Source organism: Streptomyces sp. CB03234 (assembly GCF_001905885.1).
GTDB lineage: Bacteria > Actinomycetota > Actinomycetes > Streptomycetales > Streptomycetaceae > Streptomyces.
Genome location: NZ_LIYH01000006.1, coordinates 307,159 through 329,075 on the forward strand (window position 1 = coordinate 307,159; position 21,917 = coordinate 329,075).

The following is a 21,917-nucleotide window of genomic DNA, read 5'->3' on the forward strand; positions in this document are numbered from 1 at the left end:
CGTTCTCGTCTTGCACGGGGGCCAAGCGCTCACACAGGACACTGATACATGGTTCGGACAACGCGGTGAATGAAGGAGGCACGGTGGCGGGCGAGTCCCCCGACAAGTCGGAGCAGCAGAAGTCGCCGGGGGAGACGGCTTCGAACGAACGCGATCCGAGGCTTGCCGTGCTCGGTGACGCCGGGTCTCCTGAAGGGGACGCAGAGGTCCGGGTCGACCAGCCGACCGCGGTGTTCAAGGCGCTCCCCCGGGACGCGGCCCGGAAGGGCCCCGACCGGGCCGACGCCGCCCGGGAGGACGGGGACGCGAAGGACGCCGCCCGGGCGGCCACCGACCGGGACGACGCCGCCCGGGCAGGCGGGGACGCGAAGGACGGGGACGCCCGCCTGCGGGACGCCGTGGCGGCGTGGGTCACGAACGCGGACGGCCCGGCGGCCACCGCTGGCCCCGACGACGACGAACCGGGCGAGTCCGCTGCCCCCGAGGCGCCCACGTCGGGCGAGGCCGACGAGCGGTCCGCCAAGGCCGGCGCGCCGGTCCGTGAGGTCGACCAGGTGTCCGCCGACGCCGACGAGCCGGGCGCCGCGACGGGCGACGCCCCGCCCCGCGAGGCCGACAAGCCGTCCGCCGAGGCCGCCGCACCGGTCCGTGAGGCCGGCGACCCGGCTCGCCCGGCCGACGAGCCGTCCGCCAAGGCCGGCGCGCCGGTCCGCGAGGCCGACCAGGTGTCCGCCGACGCCGACGAGCCGGGCGCCGCGACGGGCGACGCCCCGGCCCGCGAGGCCGACGAGCCGTCCGCCGTGGTGGACGACGAGGTGTCCCGTGAGGACGAGCAGCGGCCTGTCGACCAGCCCACCGCCGTGTTCAGGGCCGTACAACGGAAGCCGGTGGACCAGCCGACGACCGCGCTCAAGGCCATCACGCCCCAGTCGCCCGGGTCGCCCGAGTCGCCCGCCGAGCGGACGAGCAAGTTCGTCCCGCTGCGCGCGGACGACGTGCGCCCCGCCGCGAAGAAGCCCGAACCGCAGGCCCCGGCCCCCGCGCCGGCCAAGGCCGGTGGCTCGCCCGCCTCGCTCACCGAGGCCGAGCGGACCAAGCAGCAGCCACTGCCGCCCCGGCCGCCGCTCGACATGCTCGCCGAGCTGACGAACACGCCGCCCCCGCCGGAGACCCCGGTCCGCACGGTGGTCCGGCGCGTCAAGATCTGGACGCCGCTCGTCGTCCTCCTGGCGATCATCTTTGCGATCGTGCAGTTCGTGCGGCCGCTGCCCGCGCCCACCCTGGCGATGACGGCCAAGCCGTCGTACACCTTCGAGGGCGGCAAGCCGTCCCTGCCGTGGCCGAGCGAGGGCCAGGGGTACATGTCGGCGACCGGCCTCGGCACCGTCGACTCCTTCGGCGAGCAGAAGCCCGTACCCATCGGCTCCGTCGCGAAGGCCATGACCGCGTACGTGATCCTCAAGGAGCACCCCCTGAAGGAGGGCTTCAAGGGCGAGATGATCGAGATCGACGCCCTGGCCGAGACGGAGGGCGGCTACGACGCGCAGAACGAGTCGACGCTGAACACCGTGAAGGCCGGCGACAAGATCTCGCAGTACGACGCGCTCGCCGCCATCATGATCCCCTCCGCCAACAACATCGCCCGGCTGCTGGCGCGCTGGGACGCCGGTTCCGAGAAGGCGTTCGTCAAGAAGATGAACGACACCGCCAAGGAACTCGGGATGACGAACACCACGTACACCGACCCCTCCGGCCTGAACCACACCACCGTCAGCTCCGCCGAGGACCAGGTGAAGCTGGGCGAGAAGCTGGTCGAGATCCCCGCCCTGCTGGAGATCACCGCCAAGCCGTGGTGGACGGACCCGTCGGGCAAGAAGTGGCGCAACTACAACGACCTCGTCCCGTACGACGGCGCGCTGGGCATCAAGACCGGCAGCACCACCAAGGCGGGCGGCAACCTGCTCTTCGCCGCGCACAAGAAGGTCGGCGACACCGACCAGCTGATCGTCGGCGCAGTCCTGGCCCAGTACAAGACGCCGATCCTGGGCAGCGCGATCGCCGCCAGCAAGGAGGCCATGAAGGCCACGCAGGGCCTGCTGGAGAGCCGGACCGTCGTCAAGAAGGGCGATGTCGTCGGTCATGTCGACGACGGTCTCGGTGGCACGACCCCGGTGGTCGCGACCAAGGACGTGACGGTCGTGGGCTGGTCCGGCCTGACGGTCAAGCTGGAGCTGGGCAACGGCGGCCGCGCGCTGCCCCACTCGGGCCCCGCCGGCACGCAGGTCGGCGTCCTGACGGTGGGCGAGGGCGCCAGCCAGGTCCGGGTGCCGGTGGCCCTGAAGAGCGCCATGGCCGAACCGGGCCTCGGCGACAAGCTGACGCGTCTCGGCTGAAACCTCCCTGGGCGCCCCGGATTTCCGGGGCGCCCGCGTGTTAGCGTCCGGACACGTCCGGGCAACGGAAGGCGCCGGGACGGCGTCTTCGCAGACAGCACGTAGCAGGGACGTGGGGGACGACGCAGAGAGCAGAGAGCCGCAGTGACCACCACTGAGCCGACCAGCGCTGAGCCGGCCCGCGCGGAAAGCGCCCCCACTTCGCGGGCGCGAATAAGGCCACCGGATCCGACCGAGGCTCCGGCGCATCCGGCGGATCCCGGGGCCGCCACCGCGCCCGGGGTGGCAGGGTCACTGCCCCGGACCCCTGACGCGCCCGTAGTCCCGGCGGACGTCAGGGCTCCTGCCGTACGGAAGGCGTCACCCACCGGTCCCGCCGCCCCCGTGCCGTTCCTCCGTCACCCGGTCACGGTCGCGACGGCGCTCGCCGCGCTTACCCACATCGTCTGGTTCTTCGTCTTCGCGAACAGTGGCGGCGACCTCGCCGCGCAGGACGCGTGGGCCGAGTTCGTGGGCCGGCACCCGGATTCCGCGTACAACCTCGCCTGGTACGGCGGGATGCACCCGGTGTCGTACAGCGTCGTGTCGCCGTACCTGATGTCGCTGCTCGGGGTGCGGACGACGATGATGATCGCCGGTACGGCGTCGGCGGCGCTGACCGCGCTGATCCTGGTGCGGGTGCGGGCGGTCCGCAATCCGCTGGCGTGCTCGCTCGCCGGGGTGTTCGCGTTCCTGTGCAACGCGCTGTCCGGCCGCGTCACGTTCGGCCTCGGCATGATGTTCGCGCTGGGCGCGGTGGCCGCCGTCTTCTGCTGGCCCCACCGGTGGCGTACGAAGCGGTGGGCCAAGGCGGCCGTCGCGGCGCCGCTCGCGGGGCTGGCGACGGCGGCTAGCCCGGTGGCGGGGCTGTTCCTGGGGGTCGCGGCGGCGGCGTTGTTCCTCAACAAGCGGCGCCCGGGCGCGTACGCGCTCGGTCTCGCGCCGGTCGTGGTCGTCGCCCTCTCCTCCTGGCTGTTCCCCTTCTCCGGTACGCAGCCGATGTCGTTCGGGTCGACGATGCTGCCGTTCGCGTTCGGGGTCCTGGTCTTCGTCCTCGTACCGGAGGACTGGCGCACGGTCCGTACCGGCGCGGCCGTGTACGCGCTCGGCACGCTCCTCACCTGGCTGGTGGACTCGCAGATCGGGTCGAACGTCTCGCGGCTGCCGATGCTGTTCGCGGGTGTCGTGCTGCTGGCGGCCCTGCCGTACACGGCCCGCCGTACCCGCAGGTGGTACGCCCTGCTCCTGGCGTTCGTCGTCCTGAACGGGTGGATCGGCTTCAAGAGCGGCGACGACATCGTCCGTACCGCCCCTGACGCGTCGTGGGCGCGTGAGGCGGCGCCGCTGATCAACCAGTTGCAGCAGCTGGGGGCGGAGAAGGCGCGGGTGGAGGTGGTCCCGGCGCGCAGCCACCGGGAGGCGTCGGCGCTGGCCCCGTACATCAACCTCGCCCGCGGCTGGAACCGTCAGGCGGACATGGAGCGCAACCCGGTCTTCTACGACGACACGCTCAACTCCGCCACCTACCGCGACTGGCTGCACCGCTGGGCCGTCCACTACGTGGTGCTGCCCAAGGGCGAGCCGGACACCGGCGCGGAGCAGGAGGCGGAGCTGGTCAAGGACGGCCAGCCGTACCTGCGGCCGGTGTGGTCCGACGCCAACTGGCGGCTGTACGCGGTGGAGGACCCGACCCCGCTGGCCGACCCGCCGGCGACGGTGGACCGGGCGGGCGCCGGCGAGGTGACGATCCGGGTGCGGACGGCGGGGCGGGTGCTGATCCGCGTGCCGTATTCGCCCTGGCTGGCGCTCCTCGACGAGGAGGGCAGGAAGGTGGAGCCGCCGCGGGAGACGAAGGCGTCGCTGGAGCGCGAGGACGGCCCCAAGACGTTCCTCAACCTCAACGGCTGCCTGCTGAAGGCGGAGGCGGACCGGGAGGGCGACGAGTGGACGGAGCTGCTCGCGCCGAAGGCGGGGGTGTACCGGCTGGCCGCCCCGTACAAGATCTTCCCGCGCGGCACTCCCTGCCCGGAGGAACTGCGCTGACCCTCACGGTTACCGGGGGTCGCGCTGCATAGTGGTCGGCCATGGCGAGCATTCGCACGGTGGCTGTGGGCTGCCTGATCGCTTCGGTGTCGCTGCTGGGCTGCGACGCCCGGCCGGACCCGGGGCCTGACGGCCGGGCCCCGGAGCGGAGCCTGCCGTCCCTCATCGCCCCGACGCGCCCGCCCACGTACACGGCGTGGGCGGGCCCGGGGTGCGAGGACGGCCGTTACGTGGAGGGCGGCCGTTTCGAGAACGGTGACGCCGCCTGGTACACGGTGGCGTCCGGCGGCTTCCGGGGCGGCGGCTGCGACGGCCGGTTCACCGCCCTGCCGATGTCGGGCAGCCCGGACAGGGACGGTACGGGCACGGCGACGTGGACGTGGCCGGTGGGCACGGACTACGAACGGTGCGCCCTGGCGGTGTTCGTCCCCAAGGGGCCCCGCGACATCGATGTCGCGGGCGACCCGGCCGTCTACCGCGTCCTCGCCGACCCGGACGACCCCACCTCCACGTACGCCGCCTTCGGCGTCCGCCAGCCCGTGCACCGCGGCACCTTGGTCCAGGTCGGCACCTACCCCGTCAGATCCCGCACCTTCACGGTCCACCTCACCGACCGCGGCCGCGACTGGGGCGCCGCCCCCCTCACGGGCGCCCACCACGCGGCGGCCCAACTGCGCCTGACGTGCCGGGACTGACGTGCCGGGACTGTCGTGCCGGGGCGGCCGAACCGGCGACGGACGTGATGATGTAACAAGTGGTAGGTACAGTGAGGGCATGAGCAAGAAGCAGGCGCTGACCCGGGCCGCTGCCGAGTTGCTGTGGGAGCGGGGGTACACGGGCACCAGCCCGGCCATGATCCTGGAGCGCGCGAACGCCGGACAGGGGAGCATGTACCACCACTTCTCCGGTAAGGCGGAGCTGGCAGTCGCCGCCATGTCGGACATGAGCGATCAGCTGCGCGCCCGCACGGAGGAGGCTCTGTCCGGGGACGGTCCGGCCGTCGCCCGTATCAACGCCTTCCTGGATCTGGAACGCGATCCGCTGGCGGGCTGCCGCATGGGCCGACTGGCACAGGACTACGAGGTGATCGCCGACGACGGCCTTCGCGCGACCATGGCGGACTTCTTCACCTGGCTGGGCGAGCGGCTGTCCGCCGTGATCGCGGAGGGGGTCCGGGCCGGTGAGTTCCGGCCCGGCACCGACCCGGACCGGATGGCATCACTGATCATGGCGGCAGTGCAGGGCGGCTACGTCCTGGCCCGCGCCCAGCAGGACCCCGCGGCGTTCTGCCGGGCGGTCGACGGCGCGCGGCAGGTGGTGACGGGTCTCGCGGCCGGCTCTGGTCAGGGCTGACCGGCCGTGGCCCTCGGCGGCACCGGCCCATGGGCGGCCGCGCCGTCCGGGTGGGGCGGGATGCGTGACCGGGCGAACAGGACGCATGCGGCGGCGGCGCCGCCGGCCGCGGTGAGCGCCCACCAGGCGGCGGCGGGGCGCACGGCGGTGAACAGCAGGCCGCACGCCATGGGCCCGGCCGCGGCTCCCAGGGAGACTCCCATCTGGCTGTACGCGGTGGCCCGTTGCTCCCGGCCGCTGTAGGGCAGTGCGATGACGTAGTGCAGCAGGCCGGCCCAGCCCCAGCCGCCGCCGTAAGCGAGAAGGGTTCCCACCGTGACGACGGTGAGATCCTGGTGCGTCAACAGCGCGGTACCCGCCGCACCGGCCAGGAACAAACCCGTCAGGGCGGCCCACGCGGCCTGGGGCATTCCACCGACGAGCCAGCCCGCGGCCAGGCGGACCACGATGTTCAGCGCGGCACCCGCGGTCGCCACCGCGCCGGCGACCGACAGTGAGGCTCCCCGAGTCGTCAGCGCCAGCACCAGGAACCCGCCCAGGCCATTGCCCACCATCGCACCGAAGAACCCGGCGCAGCTGAGAGCCACGAGATGGGCGTCCCGCCGCAGGGACACGCCGTGGCCCTGGCCAGGGACCGCGGACGGTCCGCCCGTGGGCGTTCTCCCCACGAGCAGGACGCCGCCCAGGCCGCACGGCACCGCGGCGGCGACGAACACCGCGCGCCAGCCGACCGGTCCGGCCAGCAGCGGCATCGCCCCGCCGGCCAGCAGAGTGGCGGCCGGTACGGCGGCCTGCTTGAGGCCGAAGGCGAAGGCGCGCAGCCGAGGCGCGCACCGCCGCATGAGCAGGGCGTTGGTGTGCGGCTGGGTGTAGCCGTAGGCCGCGCCTCCGACCACCGAGTTGACCCACAGGCCCACGGCCGGCGCGGCCGCCGCCGCGAGCAGACCCAGGCACGTACCGGCCAGTGCGACGGCCAGGGTGCGTTCGAGCGCCCGGGGGAGGGCGGCCCGCTTGCTGAGGAACGCGCCTGCCAGGGATGCCAGCCAGTACACGGCCAGGATGGCTCCCGTCCGTACCGGGCTCCAGCCGAACTCGGCGCAGATCAGGCCGTTCGCGGCCCCGGGCAGGAACACCGGCAGTGAGGTGAGGACGGTGACCGCGGCGACACCCGCCGCGGTCGGCAGGCCGGCACTGCCCGCGGTGTGGTCCTGCCGGTTCCGGTGGCGCGGTACGAGGGCGCTCACGAGGCGTGCGCCTCCACCTTGCCGATCGGCCGGACGGCACCGAGTGCGAGCACCGCGCGGGCGACGGCATCGGCGTCGCCGAGCGTCACGGAGTCGACGCCCGGCCGTACGCCCGCGGCCGTTGCCCAGTGCACACCTTCCGTGGGGATGCCGAGCGCGAACCTCCGGGGATGGGCTCTGCCGTCCGCGTCCAGCAGGCGACTTGGCCGCTCGGTCACGGCGAGGCCTCCGGTCTGGTGGTGGCCGCCGTCGGGGTCGGGGATGCGATAGGCGGCCGCCTGGCCGGTGTCGAGGAGCCGGCGCAGCAACGGGTCGGCGGTGGTGCGGATGTCCGAGGACTGGATACGGGCCTCGATGAGGGTGGTCACGGTGACCGGGGGAGCCGGCACCAGCGCGGAGGTGACGAGGAAGCCGCCGGAATCCGGCCGCGGGGTCACGCGCATGCCCGGTCCCACCGGTTCCAGGACGCCGGCGCGGATCAGCGCGGCCATCTCCGCGATGCGGCGCCTGGGTGGGCCGATGGAGACACTGGCGTTGAAGGGTGAGTACCACTCGGTCAGTTCGTCGCGGTAGGAGCGACCGGTGATGCCTGAGTGATCGACGATCCGGCGGATCTCGTTGCGCAGGTCGCGCAGCACGTCGAGGGCGGATTTCACGGGGTCGTCGACATTGCCTCCGCGGGCGGTCGCCGCGTCCCGCTCCAGGTGTGTCACGAGCCAGTCCTTGAACTCCCTCCGGCCACGGAGAGCTTGCTCGTCGTAGGGAGTCCCGACGGCCTGCCAGTCCCAGCGGTCCGGCCCGCCGACACCGTGGCGCCGCAGCAGTCGTTGCTCCGCGGGGCCGCCTGCCGGGGTGCGCGAGTAGGCGCGGACGAAGGCCACGACGTCCTCCGGCGGCGTGCCACGTCGCCGCAGCAGTGCCCGGTAGTAGGCGGTCTCGACCTCGCGGGCGATCAGTGGCCAGACGTCCCGTTTGAAGGTGACGTCGCCGTGTGACGCGGCGCGTCCCCGCAGGGCGGCGATCGTGCTGGGGGTCAGCAGCACCGGTTGGTGGCGTTCGCCCATGCCCTTCTGGTTGTCGCCGCGCGCCTGGTACGGGACGCCGCGCCGGGAGCCCGCGTACAGCCGCGGCTCCCGGCCCGAGGCCCGGTAGTCGAGGCGCCCGTCAGGTCGCTCCTGGAACGTTCCGCCGCGCGCCTCGGTGAAGAGGGCCAGGTAGTCGAAGAACGCCAGCCCCAGTCCTCGCAGAGCGACCGGCTCCCGAGGGGCGATCGGGTCGAGGTCCACGTCGGCCGGGTTGCCCGGCGGGATGTGGCGGGCTCCATCTTTCCGTGTCGAGGCCGGCGGGTGCACCGCCGGGAGGTGGCCCTGGGTGAGGACCACGGCGTCGAGCAGGAGACGGTCGCCGCCGGCGAGTCGGAGAACCTGCTGCCCGCCGCGTTCGGTCAGTTCGAGCGCGGTGTCCCGGTGGACGCGTACGGTCACGTGCTCCGGCGCGGTCTCCACGATCCGCTGGAAGGCCCACGTCAGGTAGTGCCCGTACAGGGCGCGCGTCGGATAGGAGTTGGGCCCCAGGCCGGACGCCTGCCGCAGGACGTCGGCCGGGTACTGACCGACTGCGCCCATGACGGTGAGCAGGGTCACCCACTGGTACAGGTCCGGACCCGGTACCACCGGGCCGGCGCACGAAACGCCGGCGTCGGTGAACACCGTGATCTGCTCAGCGACCGTGTTCATCAGCAGGTGCGGCGACTGATCGGTCCGCCACACCCGGCCCGCCCCGGCAGGAGCCGGGTCGATGGCGTGCACGGTCACCGGCCCGGCAGTCGGCTGTGACGCCGCGTTGGCGCACAGCCGTTCCAGCACGATGAGTCCGCGCGGTCCCACCCCGACTATGCCGACACTCAGCCGACCGTCCAACGAGAGCTCCCCCGGTTCCGTCCGCCACTTTCTGAATCAGCGCCAATCCTAGGAGCCACAGAAGCGCATTGATGTAGTGCACACATGATTTATGCGTACGGTCGATGAAAGCCATTCATGCGGGTTCCGAATGAGTCGGTGAAGTCATCTATTTCTCACCGATCGCCATCCCTGACTAGCTTTCTGGACGGCGAGCCGGCGCATCGTGACGCCGGTGTCGTGCCGGCTGTGCGGACGTCAAGGAGCTGTTCAGGCGCGGGAGCTTGCGTCCGCACCGCCGGACCGCACCGTCACCGGTCGGCATCCGATTGCCGCCATCCCGCCGTCACCTTCCATACACCTTTCCGCCGTTCGGACGGGGAACTCGCATGGCTGTCTCCACCCCTGCCAAGTACAAGCCCTACAACCGCTCGTCCATCCAGCGGGCACCACAATGGGAAAACATTCCGCCGGAACTCCGCGAGGCGGTCGACGTGGTGTCGCACGTCCTTCCGTTCAGGACCAACCAATACGTACTCGATGAACTCATCGACTGGGACCGCATACCCGACGACCCGATCTTCCGGCTGAACTTCCCGCACCGGACGATGCTGGATCCCGACGACTACACCGTCCTGCGAGACCTTCTGCGGTCGGGCGACAAGCAGCAGCTGGCCAAGCAGATCCACGTGGTCCGGTCGCGCATGAACCCGCACCCGGCCGGCCAGCTGACGCACAACGTGCCCGAACTGGACGGCGAGGTCGTCCCCGGTATCCAGCACAAGTACGCGGAGACGGTCCTCTTCTTCCCCAGCGCCGGCCAGACCTGCCACGCCTACTGCACGTTCTGCTTCCGGTGGCCCCAGTTCGTGGGAGAGGACGACCTGCACTTCGCGGCACGCGATGCCGCCGGGCTGGTCGCCTACCTCAAGCAGCACCCCGAGGTCACCGACGTGCTCATCACCGGCGGTGACCCCCTGATCATGCGGACGGCCACGCTGGAGCGGTACCTCGAACCCCTGCTGTCGGCCGAGCTGGACCACATCCAGAACATCAGGATCGGCACCAAGGCCGTGGGCTACTGGCCGCAGCGCTTCGTCAGCGACGTGGACGCCGACGACCTGCTGCGCCTGTTCGAACGCGTGGTGGGCGCCGGTAAGCACCTCGCGCTGATGGGCCACTACAACCACCCGGCCGAACTGCGTCCCGCCATCGCACAGGACGCGCTGCGGCGCATCACGGCGACCGGTGCCGTCGTCCGTATGCAGTCCCCCGTCCTGCGGCACATCAACGACGACCCGGACGCGTGGCGGGAGCTGTGGACCGAGGGCGTGAAGCTGGGCGCCATCCCGTACTACATGTTCGTCGAGCGTGACACCGGGGCCCGCGCCTACTTCGAGCTGCCGCTGGCCGAGGCGTACGACATCTTCCGTACGGCCTACGGCGCCGTGTCCGGCCTGTCCCGTACCGTGCGGGGCCCGTCGATGAGCGCGTTCCCGGGCAAGGTCCTCGTCGACGGCGTACCGACGATCCGCGGGGAGAAGGTGTTCGCCCTGCAGTTCCTGCAGGCACGCCGGGGCGGGATCGTGCGCCGGCCCTTCTACGCCAGGTTCGACCCCACGGCCACCTGGTTCGACCAGCTCGTCCCGGCCTTCGGGGAGGAGAAGTTCTTCTTCGAGGACGAGCCGGCGGCATTCGAGGGCCCCGTTCCGGGACGGTCGCTCGATCTGGTGGGGGCGTGACCGGCATGCCCGAGAGCACGTACGAAGTCCTCGCACTGCGCTTCGGCACGCATGCCGACCGGCCCGCACGGGACAACTTCCTGCTCGACGAGGGCCAGTTCACCCCGGGCAGCGGCATGCCCATGGACTTCTACCTGTGGGTGATCCGCAACGACCGGCATTTCCTGCTGGTGGACACCGGGTTCCCCGAAGAGATGGCACGACGCCGCAAACGCACCCTCTTCCGCGACCCCGTGGAAGCGCTGGCCGACCTGGGCATGCGCGCGCAGGACGTCTCAGACGTGGTGATCACCCATATGCACTACGACCACGCCGGGAACCTGGACCGGTTCCCCCACGCGCGCATCCATCTGCAGGAGGAGGAGCTCCGGTTCTGCACCGGGCCCGCGATGCGGCACCACGTCGTGCGCAAGCCGTTCGAAACCGCCAACGTACAGAGCGCCGTGCAAGGACTGTTCGAGGACCAGCTCGTCCTCCACCGGGGCCAGGCCGACATCATCCCTGGCGTCACGGTGCATCCGGTACCGGGTCACACGCCGGGCACCCAGGTGGTCCGGGTCCCCACCGCCCGGGGCTGGGTCGTGCTGGCGAGTGACGCCACCCATCTGTGGGCCAACATCCGCCTGCGCAGCCCGTTCCCCATCCTCGACCACCTCACGCCGATGCTGGAGGGCTACGACCGGATCGAGGCCCTGGCGGACGGCGACGACCACATCATTCCCGGACACGATCCCCAGGTGGCGCAGCGTTTCCCCCGACTCGCCGGAGCACCCGACTGGGTCTGTCTCCACGAGCCCGTTCTCGACGGCATCGCCGTCACCGCGGCGGCGAGCGGGGTCACGCGATGACGGCCGTCCAGGTGTCCGTGGTGGGTGTCGGTCCCCGCGGCCTGAGCATTCTGCAGCGGATATCGCAGCTCGCTCATCGACTGCCCGCGGGCCGCACGCTGGACGTACACCTCATCGACCCGGGCGACGGCGGCCAGGGTTCCCACCCCGTACGCCAGCCGGCCCATCTGCTGACCAACACCGTCGCCAGCCAGGTGACCATGTTCACCGACGGCCCCGGGCCCTCGTTCACCGAGTGGGCGGCGACAACCGGCTACCGGGACTTCGGCGGTGTGTTCCTCCCGACGGGCGGTGCGGCCGGTGATCCGCTGGGCGAACACGCCTATCTGCCCCGGCAGATGCTCGGCAGCTACCTCAGCTGGGTCTTCGACAGGACGGTGGGCTCCTTGCCGCCACACGTCCGTGTCGTGCACCACCGTGACCGGGCGGTGGACATCGCGGTGCTCGGTGACGGACGCTTCGCCGTCCATCTGGAGAAGGGCTACGTGGTCTCCAGCGAGTACGTCTTCCTGGCGACCGGTCACTGCGAACGCATCCCCACCGCGGAGGACCGGGCCTACGAGGAGTTCGCCCAGGGGAACGCCGACCGGAACCCCTGGCTCGTCTACTGCCCGAACCCCTACCCGGTGGACCGGATGCAGGAGATCGCCCCCGGCTCGACCGTCGCGGTGCAGGGTTTCGGCCTGACCGCACACGACGTCATCTCCGAACTCACGGTCGGTCGTGGCGGTGCGTTCCACGGCTCGGGGTGGGACATGGAGTACCGCCCCTCCGGGCGGGAGCCCAGGATCCAGCTGTTCTCACGCCAGTGCCTGCCGTTCAGCGCGCGCGGGCTGAATCAAAAGGGCCTCACCGGACAACACCGGCCGCGGTTCTTCACCAAGGAAGCGATACGACAGCTTCGGGAGCGGGCGGTTCAGCGCGGTGACGACCCCCGGCTCGACTTCGGAGCGGACGTCCTGCCGCTCCTGCTGAAGGAGATGGGGTACGCCTATCGCGCCGCCCAGGAACAGCGCTCCATCCCGCCCGAGGAGTACGAGTTCACCCCGGACGACCGGCGCGCCGTCGAGGACATCATCGACCCGCTGCGCGGGCGGAGCTTCGCGAGCCAGGAGGCGTTCAAGGAGTTCTTCGTCGACCACGTCGTCGGTGACTTGGCGCAGGCGGAGCGCGGCAACCGGACAAGTCCCGTGAAGGCCGCCACCGATGTCATCCGCGACACCCGGGCGAGCCTGCGGGAAGCCGTCGAGTTCTCGGGGCTCACCCCGGAGTCCCACCGGACGTTCCACTCGACGTACGTACCGGTCATGAACCGGGTCTCGTTCGGCCCGCCCCGGCACCGCAACCACCAGCTCCTGGCGCTGATGCGGGCGGGGATCGTGGACCTGGCCGGTGGCCCCGGGAGCAAGGTGGTCCTCGACCGGGAGGCGGCGCGGTTCACGATCCGGACCGAGTACACCGGTGGTACGGAATTCCGCCATGCCGACGCCCTCGTCATCGCACGACTCGACGCCTTCCACCCGGAGCGCGACAGGTCACCACTGATCCGTAACCTCCTGGCCCGCGGCCTCGTGCGCCCTTACGCGAACGGCCCTTTCCAGCCGGGCGGCATCGACATCGACGAGCAGGGCCGGCCCATCACGGTGGCCGGTGAGCCGCTCACCGGCGCCTGGGCGGTGGGCTATCTCGTCGAGGGACCGCGGTTCTACACCCATGCGCTGCCCCGGCATGGACTGAACTCCCAGTTCGCCGCCGACGCCGACACCTCCGTGCGTGACATGTTCGCGTGCATCCAACAGCGAGACGATCTCATCCGGGAGGACGAACATGCCGGTGCAGACCGGAAGTCAGTTTCCGTACCTTGAACTCCGCGAACGCCATGTGCGGGGCAAGCCGTCCCCGGTGGTGTGGCAGTGGGAGAACCTGGCCAAGGAACTCGAAGCGGCCGAACACACGGAATACGGCACGCTCACCCTGGCCTCGCCGGAGGGCCGCCACGAAATCGTTCCCGGGACGTCCATGACCTTCCAGGTCGTCCGCCCCGGCGGCCGCACCACCCCACACGCGCATTCGTGGTGGCACCTCTATTTCGTGCGGTCCGGCGCCGGCACCGTGGTATTCGACGAAACGGGGGAGTCCACCGAGTTGAGCGGCGGCGACATCCTCCTTATACCGGCCTGGTCCGCGCATCACTTCGAGAACCACGAAGCCGATGGAGACCTGCTGCTGCTCAACATGTCGAACCTGCCTCAGCTGGCGGCAATCCACAACAACTTCTCCGAAGAGCACGCGTAACCACTGGGCGACATCAGGAGGCGTACATGTTCAAGCGCATCGACCACATCGGCGTGGTGGTTGACGACATCGATGAGGCGAGGGCGTTCCTCGAAAGCCTCGGTATGAGGCTGGAGCGGGCGCAGGAGGTGCCCGAGCGGAATGTGAAGATCGCGTTCTACCAGTGCGGGGACGGCCGGATCGAGCTCATCGAGCCCACGAACCAGGAGTCCCGCCGGCGCCGGCTCGGTGAGGGCAACCAGGCCCGCATCGAGCACATCGGTGTCGAGGTCGACGACGTGCCCCGGATCATCAAGGCGGTCCAGGGCCTCGGTGTCGACTTCACCACGACCGAACCCGTCCCGGTCGGTCCGAACCTCAATGCCTGGACCCGCCCGGAGACGTCCGACGGAATCCAGTTCCAGCTGGTGCAGCGGGACGCGGTCTAGCACCTCAACTGTGCGGCGGCCGTGCGGCAACCGGCGGCCCCCGCACAGTGGATTGCGGCTGTACATACTAGTAGTTACACTCCAAGGGTGGATTCCTTGAACACGTCAGTTGCACCCACGTCGACGCAGGTCGGGACGCGTCAAGGGCCGTCAAAGCGGCGGGGAACGGGGCAAGGCCTGATGCTGGCCTCGCTCCTGGGCGGGATGTTCCTCGGCAACGTGGATATCGCGGTCGTCAACGTGGCGATTCCTTCGATCCGCGATCACCTGCACGCGTCCGGCGCCGAACTGGAACTCATCGTCTCGGGATACACCCTCGCGTACGCCATGCTGCTCATCACCAGTGCCCGGCTCGGTGAGATCCGCGGTCGGCGGTGGGCCTACCTGTGGGGGCTCGCCGTCTTCACGCTGTCCTCGCTCGTCTGCGGGCTCGCGCCCGACAGTGCCACTCTGGTGGGGGCGCGTGTCGTGCAGGGCATCGGAGCGGCCCTGATGGTCTCCCAGGTCCTGACGAGCATCCAGGTGCACTTCGACGGCGCCGCCCGACGAAGGGCGCTGGGCGCGTACACCGGCGTCCTCGGGGTCAGCTCCGTCATCGGCCAGGCGCTGGGAGGCGTCCTGGTGCAGGCGGACATCCTGGGTACCGGTTGGCGGCCCATCTTCCTGATCAATGTGCCGATCGGCATCGTCCTGCTGATCACCTCGTTCGTCTTCCTGCCCGGCGACGAGGCCGAACCGGACAAGAAGCTCGACATGCGCGGCGTCGGACTTCTGTCGCTCAGCCTGTTCCTGCTGGTGACACCCCTGGTGCTCGGACGCGACGCGGGCTGGCCGCTGTGGACGTGGCTGTGCCTGGTCGGCTCCGTACCGGCGTTCGTCCTCTTTGTCCGGGCCGAGCAGGGTATCGCGCGCCGCGGGGGCAGCCCGTTGATGAACGTCGCGCTGCTCGCCCGCCGGCATGTGGTCCTCGCGCTGCTGTCCCAGGCCGCCACCCGCGCCGGCTACTTCGCGCTTCTGTTCGTCCTGGCCCTCTACCTGCAGCAGGGGCTCGGACGGAGCGCGGCCTACTCCGGCGTGATACCCATCGCCTGGGTGGCGACTTTCGCCCTGGTCGGCCCCGTCCTCGGCCGACTGCCGGGGCGCGTCAGGCGGCTCGCCGCACCGGCGGGAGGCCTGCTGATGGCGGTTGCCTTCGCCGGGGTGGCGGCCGGAGCGCAGAGCACTGCCTGGCTGACGGTCCTGCTCGGCATCGGCGGTATCGGCTACGGCGCGGCGTTCAGCGGCACGCTGACCCACCTGACCGAATCGGTCGAGGCTCGCTTCGCCCCCGATGTCAGTGGTCTGTTCAACACGACGCTGCAGGTCGGTGGAACCCTGGGCGTGGCCGTCTTCGGCACCGTGTACCTGGACCTGGCCGAACGCGGCGGGGTACCGGAGGACGCGTTCACCACCACCAACGCCGTCCTGGCGGCGCTGTCGATCGCCGCCTCCGCTCTGATCGCGCTCGCCTCGAAGGCCGGGACGGGCCGGGCCGCCGCCACGCGCTGAACCGGCCTGCACACCCCTCTGTCCTCTCACCTATGAAGGAGTACATGCCATGGACGTCAACCGTCACCCCGGCGATGCGACCAAGGGTCCCGACGAGCGCTTCTCCGGGGATGTCTGGCTGTGGCCACGCATCGGCGCCACCGCCAACGCCGAGGTCCGCAACGTACTGTTCACGCCCGGCTCGCGCAGCGCTTGGCACCGTCACCCCGCGGGTCAGGTGCTGCATGTGACGGAAGGCGTCGGGTTCGTGCAGTCCCGGGGCGGGGAGCGCCAGGAGATCAGGGCTGGTGACACGGTGATCTGCCACCCGGGCGAGGAACACTGGCACGGCGCGGCGCCGGGCACGTTCATGACCCACATCGCTGTGACGGACGGTCAAACCGTCTGGCAGGAACATGTGACGGACGAGGAGTACCGGGGCTGAGGCACCGCGATGAAGAGGAGGCTGGTCCGGCGCGGTGCTCGCGCAGTTCAGCGCGGCGGCGTCGGACCAGCAACCGGTGGCCTCATGTGCGCTGCACGACACTAAATTTTCATAAACTTTGATGAAGCTGGGGAACAAGGGCAGCCTTCGACTCGGCCACGGTCATGAACAGCACGGTGGGTACGCCTCAGAATCCTGCGGAGAGAGGGCAGGTGCCTTGCCATCGCGGCTTCGAGGGGCGTACCGCGGCGCTGAGGGAGCTTTCGCGGCACTTCATATGCTGCTCTCCATGAGCATCGAGCTGCATCACCTGCGCGGATTCCTGGCCCTGGCGGACGAGAAGCACTTCACCCGGGCCGCGAAGCGCATGAACGTGTCCCAGCCGACACTCAGTCGCAACATCCGCCGTCTGGAGGAACTGCTCGGCCGGCGATTGCTGGAGCGGACCACCCGGCATGTGACCCTCACGCCGGCTGGTGAGAGTCTTTACGACCGACTTCACGTTCTCTTGCCGCAGTTGGAGGCGGCACTGCGTCCCGAATCGGACGACGACACGTTCCGCGTCGGCTTCGCATGGGGCTTTCCCACGGGGTGGCCGCAGGAGGTCATCGGGGACTTCGAGGCGGAAACCGGCGCCTCCGTGCAGGTGCACCGGCATGACGCGAAGCTTGCGGGAGTGGACCGTGGCGATGCCGACGTCGCCATTTTGCGGGGCCGGTTGAAGGCGCCGGGCATGGAAGTCGTCACGCTGTTGCACGAGCGCAGGGTCGCAGCCGTCTCGACGCGTTCCGAACTCGCCGGACGGGACGAGATTAGTTGGGGGGAAATCGCCGATCAACAACTTGTTCTGAACGAAGTGAGTGGCACGACCGACCTGGCTGACTGGCCGACGGAACACCGGCCCGGTGTCTCCGTGGTGTGCAACAATTTCGACGAATGGCTTGAAGCTGTGGCCGCCAACAAGGGTATGGGGGTCGTTCCCGAATTCGTCGGGCGACAGCACATCCACTCCTTCGTATCCTTTCTCGCTATTCCGGACGGTCCCTCCGTCCCCCTCAATCTGGTCTATCCCGCGCACGGTGGGCACCCCCTGATACCGCGGTTTGTCGCCATGGCACAGGCCGCTGTCGCCGGGTTCACGGAGATGAAGGCGGGGATCGACTAGGACCTGTCGGCGCGGTCAGGCGGCTGCGCCGAGACCGCAGGCCGGAGCACGCGGACGCTGCCGGTCCACGCGCGGTCTTGCTCGACCCTGGGCCGGACGACGTCGTCGACGAGGCACGCCACCTGCGTCTCATGCTGCATCGCTGCCAACTCCTGGACGGCCCCGAAGCAGGTGGTCAGGCCATGCGCTACCCGGCGTGGAGGCTCTACGAAACCAGCACCGACTGACCCAGCGGCGGCCCTTCGGAGCAGGTCACTTCCCGTAGGCCTGGTTCCAGCGCGCCCGGTGACGGGAGTCCCCTTGACCGTGCCCGTTCACACGGCTCAGCGCCAGAAGGGACGCTCCGTTGTTCCACAGACCGAGGTGATCGCGATGCACGGCGAGAATGCCGTGCTCCACCGCGAACCTCTCGGAGGGACGGCTGAACCTGGTGGTCGTCACGAACACCGCCACGTCGGCCCGGAAGTGCACTTTGGCGCCCAGCAAGTCACGTAGCTCGCGGCTGGCGATGGTGCTGCTGGGCGCGTACCGCTTGCATTGGACCACCATCGTCCGGCCATCCGGCAGACGACCGACGACATCGGCACCGTTGTCGTGCGAACCGCCCACCCGCCGAACCTCGGTGCACCCGTCCCGGCGGCACAAGCCGGCAACCAGCTCCTCGAACTCGGTGCCCGTCATCGCATCCACCTCAGCCAGGGTTCGCCGACCGGCCTTCACCGCCTCGTCCTGCCGCCAGCGGCAGTCCCGAGCACGCACACTCCGGTCGGTACGCCACAGCCACCAACCCACCGCTCCTGTGCCGCCGAGGAGCACGCCCCCTACGACGTACGGCCATACCGCCGACCAGAAGGTCACCGCACGATCAGCAACCCACCACCGGCGAGCACGAGCGGCTTCGCCCGCGCCCTCCGCCGACGACGACCAGCCGGAATGCGTCCACGTCGAACAGCCAATTCGGCCTCCCCCCGGCACTGCCCCGAACCGAGAGTCGACAACGCAGGACGAGCCCGGAAGAGCGCGACTCAGCCATGGCCGATTCGGCTCAGCCATATCCGGGACGCCGAGGTAGGACGCCGAGGTAGTCCGGCGCCGCGGATCGGCCGGCTTCACCGGGGCGGGTCCCGCCGGACGAGGCAACCTCCGTGGCCTTGCTTGGACAGGAAGGATCTTGGTTGCAGGACTCTTGGGCCCGTGCTGGAGATGGCGGTGGTGAGGCAGCCTCCCGATGTACACCACGTTTACGCCCCCTGTGCCGGTGCATGGCCAGGCTCCAGTACCGCGCCGGTCGAGGCGCTCCTCGCTAGGTGCTGGCCACTCGTACCACTGTGGACAAGTGCGCGCGGGATTAACTGCGACTGGCACATTCGGTGGTCTCGGCAGGTCACGGCAAAAGTGGCCACCACGGTCCGGAAGGTGGCTCGCGCGCCCCAATCTGTCCCCGTCCACCATCTCTACAGGTCGTCGGGCAGGAGTCTGAAGGCCGGGTGGCCGGTCAGGGGCCGGACCATGCGGAAGTGGTGGTCGGTGGTGAGCAGGGCGTCGGTGCGGTAGGCGGCGGCGAGGGCGACGTTCATGGCGTCGGTGAGGCCGATGCCTTTGCCGCCGTCGGCGTCCACGTAGCCTTCGGCGACCGCGATCGCCGCGCTCAGGTGAGTGCTGACGGAGGGCACTTCGAAGCGTCGGGTCGCGACGTTACGTTCGATGAAGCGCGCCGCGATCAGGGCCTTCCGGGCTCCGGCGCGGGTTGAGATCAGGTAGTCCAGTTCGGCCAGGACCATGGGGGAGATGATGAGGTGACTGGTTGCTGCCAGGGCCTTCTTGTGCTCCTGGTGGCCGGTGAGTTTCGGGTCGAGCAGGCGGTACAGGCCGTTGGTGTCGGCGACGGCGACCAGGCTCACGCGCCCATCCCCTTGAGGGTGTCCTCGATCTCGTCGTCGGTGAGGTCGGGCAGGCCAAGGTCGGGGAGGTCGAGGTCGCCCATGGCGTCGGTCGGGTACGGGGGCACCTCTGTGTCGTTTATCGGGACGACCCGTGCGACGGGGGTCCCGTTCTTGGTGACGGTGACGGTCTCGCCGCGGGCTGCTGCGGCGAGGATCTGGGAGGATTTCTGGTTGAACTCGCGGGCCGTGGTCTCCATGTAGTACATGTTACTACGCGAGTGATGTGCATCGGTGGGCACCTCGTACCCATGGAGTACGGGCCTGAAGTGCGGGACTCGGGGCGGGTGCGCACCATGGCGATCGAAGCGGTGTGCACCGCTTTCTCCAGAGGGTTCTCCGGTGCGTGCGCCCAGGTGTTTCCGCCGACGCCCAGCATCGCCGAAGCGGTCTGGCCAGGGCGTAAATGTCATACAGGTCATGACGAAACCGTGCGAACCCCACGGCGCGATCGACGTAAAGCTACCTGATGTTACTCATCGTGCCGTTCCCACCGGGTTCCCATTTGGGGCAAAAACACCCCTCCGTGAGTTCCGCGGAGGGGTGTTATGTCCAATTACCTGGCGCTTCGTCGTGCCCCCGGCAGGATTCGAACCTGCGACACCCGCTTTAGGAGAGCGGTGCTCTATCCCCTGAGCTACGGAGGCGTGTGGTGCCGTGGAAGGCACCGGCGTCAGTGTAGCGGGTGGGGGTGGGCGGGGGGTGGGGAGGCGGGGCGGCGTAGCGTTCGGTGGTGGGCGGCCGCGCCGGTTGTGGGGTGGCGTGCGGTCGGCGCCGGGGTGATGAGTGGCCGATACACGGATCTTGACGGGGTGCGGTCGGGGCGCATAGCGTCGCCCGGAGGGACTGAGCAAGCGCTTAGGAGAGGCGATCGTGCCGCACACCGATCCGTCCACGCATCACCCGTCGGTACTCACCGCGCCCGGGGCGCCCTTCGCCGTCGTGGCGGACGGGGACGGGCGCCTCGTGTATGCGGGCGGGCCGCGCACGCTGCGGGAGTTCGTCGAGGTCACCTGGGCGTACGGCGAGCAGCCGTTCCTCGTCGCGGAGGACCGGACCTATACGTACGGGGAGTTCTTCGCCGCCGCCTGCGCGCTCGCCCGCCGGTTCACCGAGGTGTACGGGCTGCGGCCGGGCGACCGGGCCGTGGTCGCGATGCGGAACCATCCCGAGTGGCAGATCGCGTTCTGGGCCGCCCAGTTGGCCGGTCTCGTCGCCGTACCGCTCAACGCCTGGTGGACGGAGGACGAGTTCGCGTACGCCCTCGACGACTGCCGGCCCGGCATCCTGCTCGTGGACGGGGAGCGGGTGGAGCGGGTGCGCGCCTGGGCGCGGCGTCACGATGTGCCAGGGCTGGTCTTCCACGGGGAGGGTGAGGAGGGGTTCGAGCGGTACGAGGACCTCCCCGCCGCCGACCCCGCGCTCGGCCCGCCGGAGGTGGACGTCCGGCCCGAGGACGACGCCACCATCATCTACACGTCCGGCACCACCGGGCGGCCCAAGGGCGCGGTCGCCACGCACCTCGCCCAGGCCGGGGCCGCGATGAACCCGCGCTTCCACGCCGCCGTCGCCGCGCTCGAGCGCGGCGAGGTGCCCGGTCAGGGTCCGGCGCCGGTGTCGCTGACGACGTTCCCGTTCTTCCACGTGGCCGCGTTCACCTCGTTCTATTCGGTGATGGCGACGGGCGGCACGCTCGTGCTGATGCGCAAGTGGGACGCCGTGAAGGCCCTGGAGCTGATCCATGAGCACGGCGTGACGCACTACGCCGGGGTGCCTGCCACCGCCCTCCAGTTGCTGGAGGCGGCGGGCGAGAGGGGGCTCGGGACGCTCGCCCACCTCAACACCGGTGGCGCCGCCGCACCGCCCGGTCTGGTCGCCCGCTGCCCCGAGGACGTCGAGCCGCGCAACGGGTACGGGCTGACCGAGACCAGTGGTGGCGTACTGGCCAACTTCGGGGCGGGCTACCGACGCTTCCCCGGGAGCGTCGGGCGGCCCACCCCGGTCACCGAGGTGCGGATCGCCGCACCGGACGGGCGGGCGCTGCCCGAGGGCGAGGTGGGCGAACTGTGGCTGCGCGGCCAGACCCTGGTGCGCGGTTACTGGGAGGACCCGGAGGCGACCGCCGCCGCGTTCACGTCCGACGGCTGGCTGCGCACCGGTGACCTCGCCACGGTGCGCGAGGGGCGGGTCAGTGTCGTCGACCGGCTGAAGGACATGGTGATCCGGGGCGGCGAGAACGTCTACTGCGTGGAGGTCGAGGCGGCGCTGTACGACCACCCCGACGTGCTCGACGCGGCCGTGCTCGGCGTCCCCCACCCCGTACTGGGCGAGGAGGTCGCCGCCGTCGTACGCCTCCGGCAGGGGGCCGTGGCGGGGGCCGAGGAGTTGCGGGCGCATGTGGCGCGGAGCCTCGCGGCCTTCAAGGTGCCCGCCCACGTCCTCGTACAGGACGGGCCGCTGCCGAGGAACGCGACCGGCAAGGTGCTCAAGCGGGATCTGCGGCCGGCCGTTCAGGCGCGGGTCCGGGCGGGGGGATAGGCGGGGCGGCTCGGGGACC

General features: G+C 70.3%; 18 protein-coding genes and 1 tRNA gene. 13 read left to right on the forward strand and 6 right to left on the reverse strand.

Annotated features, from left to right (window positions below; genetic code table 11):
* Positions 1–83: 83 nt before the first annotated feature.
* The 4 genes from AMK26_RS27120 to AMK26_RS27135 all read left to right on the forward strand — a co-directional run bounded on the left by AMK26_RS27120 (position 84) and on the right by AMK26_RS27135 (position 5,828).
* Positions 84–2,393, forward strand: coding sequence for a D-alanyl-D-alanine carboxypeptidase (locus tag AMK26_RS27120; RefSeq protein WP_073757392.1), 2,310 nt, complete (start codon positions 84–86; stop codon positions 2,391–2,393).
* 384 nt (positions 2,394–2,777) lie between these two features.
* Positions 2,778–4,475, forward strand: a complete 1,698-nt coding sequence (locus AMK26_RS27125) for an MFS transporter (protein ID WP_073757393.1) — start codon at positions 2,778–2,780, stop codon at positions 4,473–4,475.
* Between the two features lie 41 nt (positions 4,476–4,516).
* Entirely contained in the window at positions 4,517–5,170 is a 654-nt protein-coding gene (locus AMK26_RS27130) for an adhesin (RefSeq protein ID WP_143608640.1), read from the forward strand.
* A 79-nt stretch (positions 5,171–5,249) separates the two neighbouring features.
* Positions 5,250–5,828 (forward strand): TetR/AcrR family transcriptional regulator, encoded by a 579-nt coding sequence (locus AMK26_RS27135; RefSeq protein ID WP_073757395.1) that lies wholly within the window; start codon positions 5,250–5,252, stop codon positions 5,826–5,828.
* On the opposite strand, the gene AMK26_RS36800 is transcribed toward AMK26_RS27135, so the two are convergent.
* Together AMK26_RS36800 and AMK26_RS27145 are read right to left on the reverse strand one after the other, a co-directional pair.
* The gene (locus AMK26_RS36800; RefSeq protein WP_073757396.1) at positions 5,819–7,072 is read right to left on the reverse strand and encodes an MFS transporter; all 1,254 of its coding nucleotides are present in this window, start codon (positions 7,070–7,072) and stop codon (positions 5,819–5,821) included. The genes AMK26_RS27135 and AMK26_RS36800 overlap by 10 nt on opposite strands.
* The gene (locus tag AMK26_RS27145; protein ID WP_073757397.1) at positions 7,069–8,991 is read right to left on the reverse strand and encodes an FAD/NAD(P)-binding protein; all 1,923 of its coding nucleotides are present in this window, start codon (positions 8,989–8,991) and stop codon (positions 7,069–7,071) included. The genes AMK26_RS36800 and AMK26_RS27145 overlap by 4 nt, the downstream gene beginning before the upstream one ends.
* Before the next feature lie 368 nt (positions 8,992–9,359).
* Between AMK26_RS27145 and AMK26_RS27150 the strand changes: the two genes are divergently transcribed.
* The 8 genes from AMK26_RS27150 to AMK26_RS27185 all read left to right on the forward strand — a co-directional run bounded on the left by AMK26_RS27150 (position 9,360) and on the right by AMK26_RS27185 (position 17,420).
* Complete coding sequence (locus tag AMK26_RS27150) at positions 9,360–10,712, forward strand: KamA family radical SAM protein (protein ID WP_073757398.1); 1,353 nt, start codon at positions 9,360–9,362, stop codon at positions 10,710–10,712.
* 5 nt (positions 10,713–10,717) lie between these two features.
* Positions 10,718–11,560, forward strand: a complete 843-nt coding sequence (locus tag AMK26_RS27155) for an N-acyl homoserine lactonase family protein (protein ID WP_073757833.1) — start codon at positions 10,718–10,720, stop codon at positions 11,558–11,560.
* Positions 11,557–13,425: an FAD/NAD(P)-binding protein gene (locus AMK26_RS27160; RefSeq protein WP_073757399.1), complete on the forward strand. Its 1,869-nt coding sequence runs from the start codon at positions 11,557–11,559 to the stop codon at positions 13,423–13,425. Before AMK26_RS27155 ends, AMK26_RS27160 begins: the two co-directional genes overlap by 4 nt.
* Positions 13,388–13,855, forward strand: coding sequence for a cupin domain-containing protein (locus AMK26_RS27165; RefSeq protein WP_079277834.1), 468 nt, complete (start codon positions 13,388–13,390; stop codon positions 13,853–13,855). The genes AMK26_RS27160 and AMK26_RS27165 overlap by 38 nt, the downstream gene beginning before the upstream one ends.
* A 26-nt stretch (positions 13,856–13,881) precedes the next feature.
* Positions 13,882–14,283 carry a VOC family protein gene (locus AMK26_RS27170; RefSeq protein WP_073757401.1) on the forward strand — a complete coding sequence of 134 codons (402 nt, stop codon included), beginning with the start codon at positions 13,882–13,884 and terminating at the stop codon, positions 14,281–14,283.
* Positions 14,284–14,463: 180 nt separating this feature from the next.
* On the forward strand, positions 14,464–15,831 hold the full coding sequence (locus AMK26_RS27175; protein ID WP_073757402.1) for an MFS transporter: 1,368 nt from the start codon (positions 14,464–14,466) through the stop codon (positions 15,829–15,831).
* A gap of 49 nt (positions 15,832–15,880) precedes the next feature.
* Positions 15,881–16,255, forward strand: coding sequence for a (R)-mandelonitrile lyase (locus tag AMK26_RS27180; RefSeq protein WP_073757403.1), 375 nt, complete (start codon positions 15,881–15,883; stop codon positions 16,253–16,255).
* A 289-nt stretch (positions 16,256–16,544) separates the two neighbouring features.
* Positions 16,545–17,420, forward strand: a complete 876-nt coding sequence (locus AMK26_RS27185) for a LysR family transcriptional regulator (RefSeq protein WP_158071151.1) — start codon at positions 16,545–16,547, stop codon at positions 17,418–17,420.
* Positions 17,421–17,672: 252 nt separating this feature from the next.
* Here AMK26_RS27185 and AMK26_RS27190 read toward each other — a convergent pair whose 3' ends face one another.
* From AMK26_RS27190 to AMK26_RS27205, 4 genes are all read right to left on the reverse strand, one after another.
* Positions 17,673–18,278, reverse strand: a complete 606-nt coding sequence (locus AMK26_RS27190) for a restriction endonuclease (protein ID WP_073757405.1) — start codon at positions 18,276–18,278, stop codon at positions 17,673–17,675.
* Between the two features lie 596 nt (positions 18,279–18,874).
* Positions 18,875–19,321, reverse strand: a complete 447-nt coding sequence (locus AMK26_RS27195) for a PIN domain-containing protein (protein WP_073757406.1) — start codon at positions 19,319–19,321, stop codon at positions 18,875–18,877.
* On the reverse strand, positions 19,318–19,560 hold the full coding sequence (locus AMK26_RS27200; RefSeq protein WP_073757835.1) for a type II toxin-antitoxin system Phd/YefM family antitoxin: 243 nt from the start codon (positions 19,558–19,560) through the stop codon (positions 19,318–19,320). Before AMK26_RS27200 ends, AMK26_RS27195 begins: the two co-directional genes overlap by 4 nt.
* Before the next feature lie 374 nt (positions 19,561–19,934).
* A tRNA-Arg gene (locus AMK26_RS27205) sits at positions 19,935–20,007 on the reverse strand.
* Positions 20,008–20,233: 226 nt separating this feature from the next.
* On the opposite strand from AMK26_RS27205, the gene AMK26_RS27210 reads away from it, so the two are divergent.
* Positions 20,234–21,898: a class I adenylate-forming enzyme family protein gene (locus AMK26_RS27210; protein WP_241838085.1), complete on the forward strand. Its 1,665-nt coding sequence runs from the start codon at positions 20,234–20,236 to the stop codon at positions 21,896–21,898.
* The last annotated feature ends 19 nt before the right edge of the window (positions 21,899–21,917 follow it).

What these genes read in the sequence shown, in the direction of transcription:
- AMK26_RS27130 (WP_143608640.1), top strand. Translation starts at nt 4,517, where the DNA reads ATGGCGAGCATTCGCACGGTGGCTGTGGGCTGCCTGATCGCTTCGGTG.
- AMK26_RS27135 (WP_073757395.1), top strand. Translation starts at nt 5,250, where the DNA reads ATGAGCAAGAAGCAGGCGCTGACCCGGGCCGCTGCCGAGTTGCTGTGG.
- AMK26_RS27150 (WP_073757398.1), top strand. Translation starts at nt 9,360, where the DNA reads ATGGCTGTCTCCACCCCTGCCAAGTACAAGCCCTACAACCGCTCGTCC.
- AMK26_RS27155 (WP_073757833.1), top strand. Translation starts at nt 10,718, where the DNA reads ATGCCCGAGAGCACGTACGAAGTCCTCGCACTGCGCTTCGGCACGCAT.
- AMK26_RS27160 (WP_073757399.1), top strand. Translation starts at nt 11,557, where the DNA reads ATGACGGCCGTCCAGGTGTCCGTGGTGGGTGTCGGTCCCCGCGGCCTG.
- AMK26_RS27165 (WP_079277834.1), top strand. Translation starts at nt 13,388, where the DNA reads ATGCCGGTGCAGACCGGAAGTCAGTTTCCGTACCTTGAACTCCGCGAA.
- AMK26_RS27170 (WP_073757401.1), top strand. Translation starts at nt 13,882, where the DNA reads ATGTTCAAGCGCATCGACCACATCGGCGTGGTGGTTGACGACATCGAT.
- AMK26_RS27175 (WP_073757402.1), top strand. Translation starts at nt 14,464, where the DNA reads ATGCTGGCCTCGCTCCTGGGCGGGATGTTCCTCGGCAACGTGGATATC.
- AMK26_RS27180 (WP_073757403.1), top strand. Translation starts at nt 15,881, where the DNA reads ATGGACGTCAACCGTCACCCCGGCGATGCGACCAAGGGTCCCGACGAG.
- AMK26_RS27185 (WP_158071151.1), top strand. Translation starts at nt 16,545, where the DNA reads ATGAGCATCGAGCTGCATCACCTGCGCGGATTCCTGGCCCTGGCGGAC.
- AMK26_RS27200 (WP_073757835.1), bottom strand. Translation starts at nt 19,560, where the DNA reads ATGGAGACCACGGCCCGCGAGTTCAACCAGAAATCCTCCCAGATCCTC.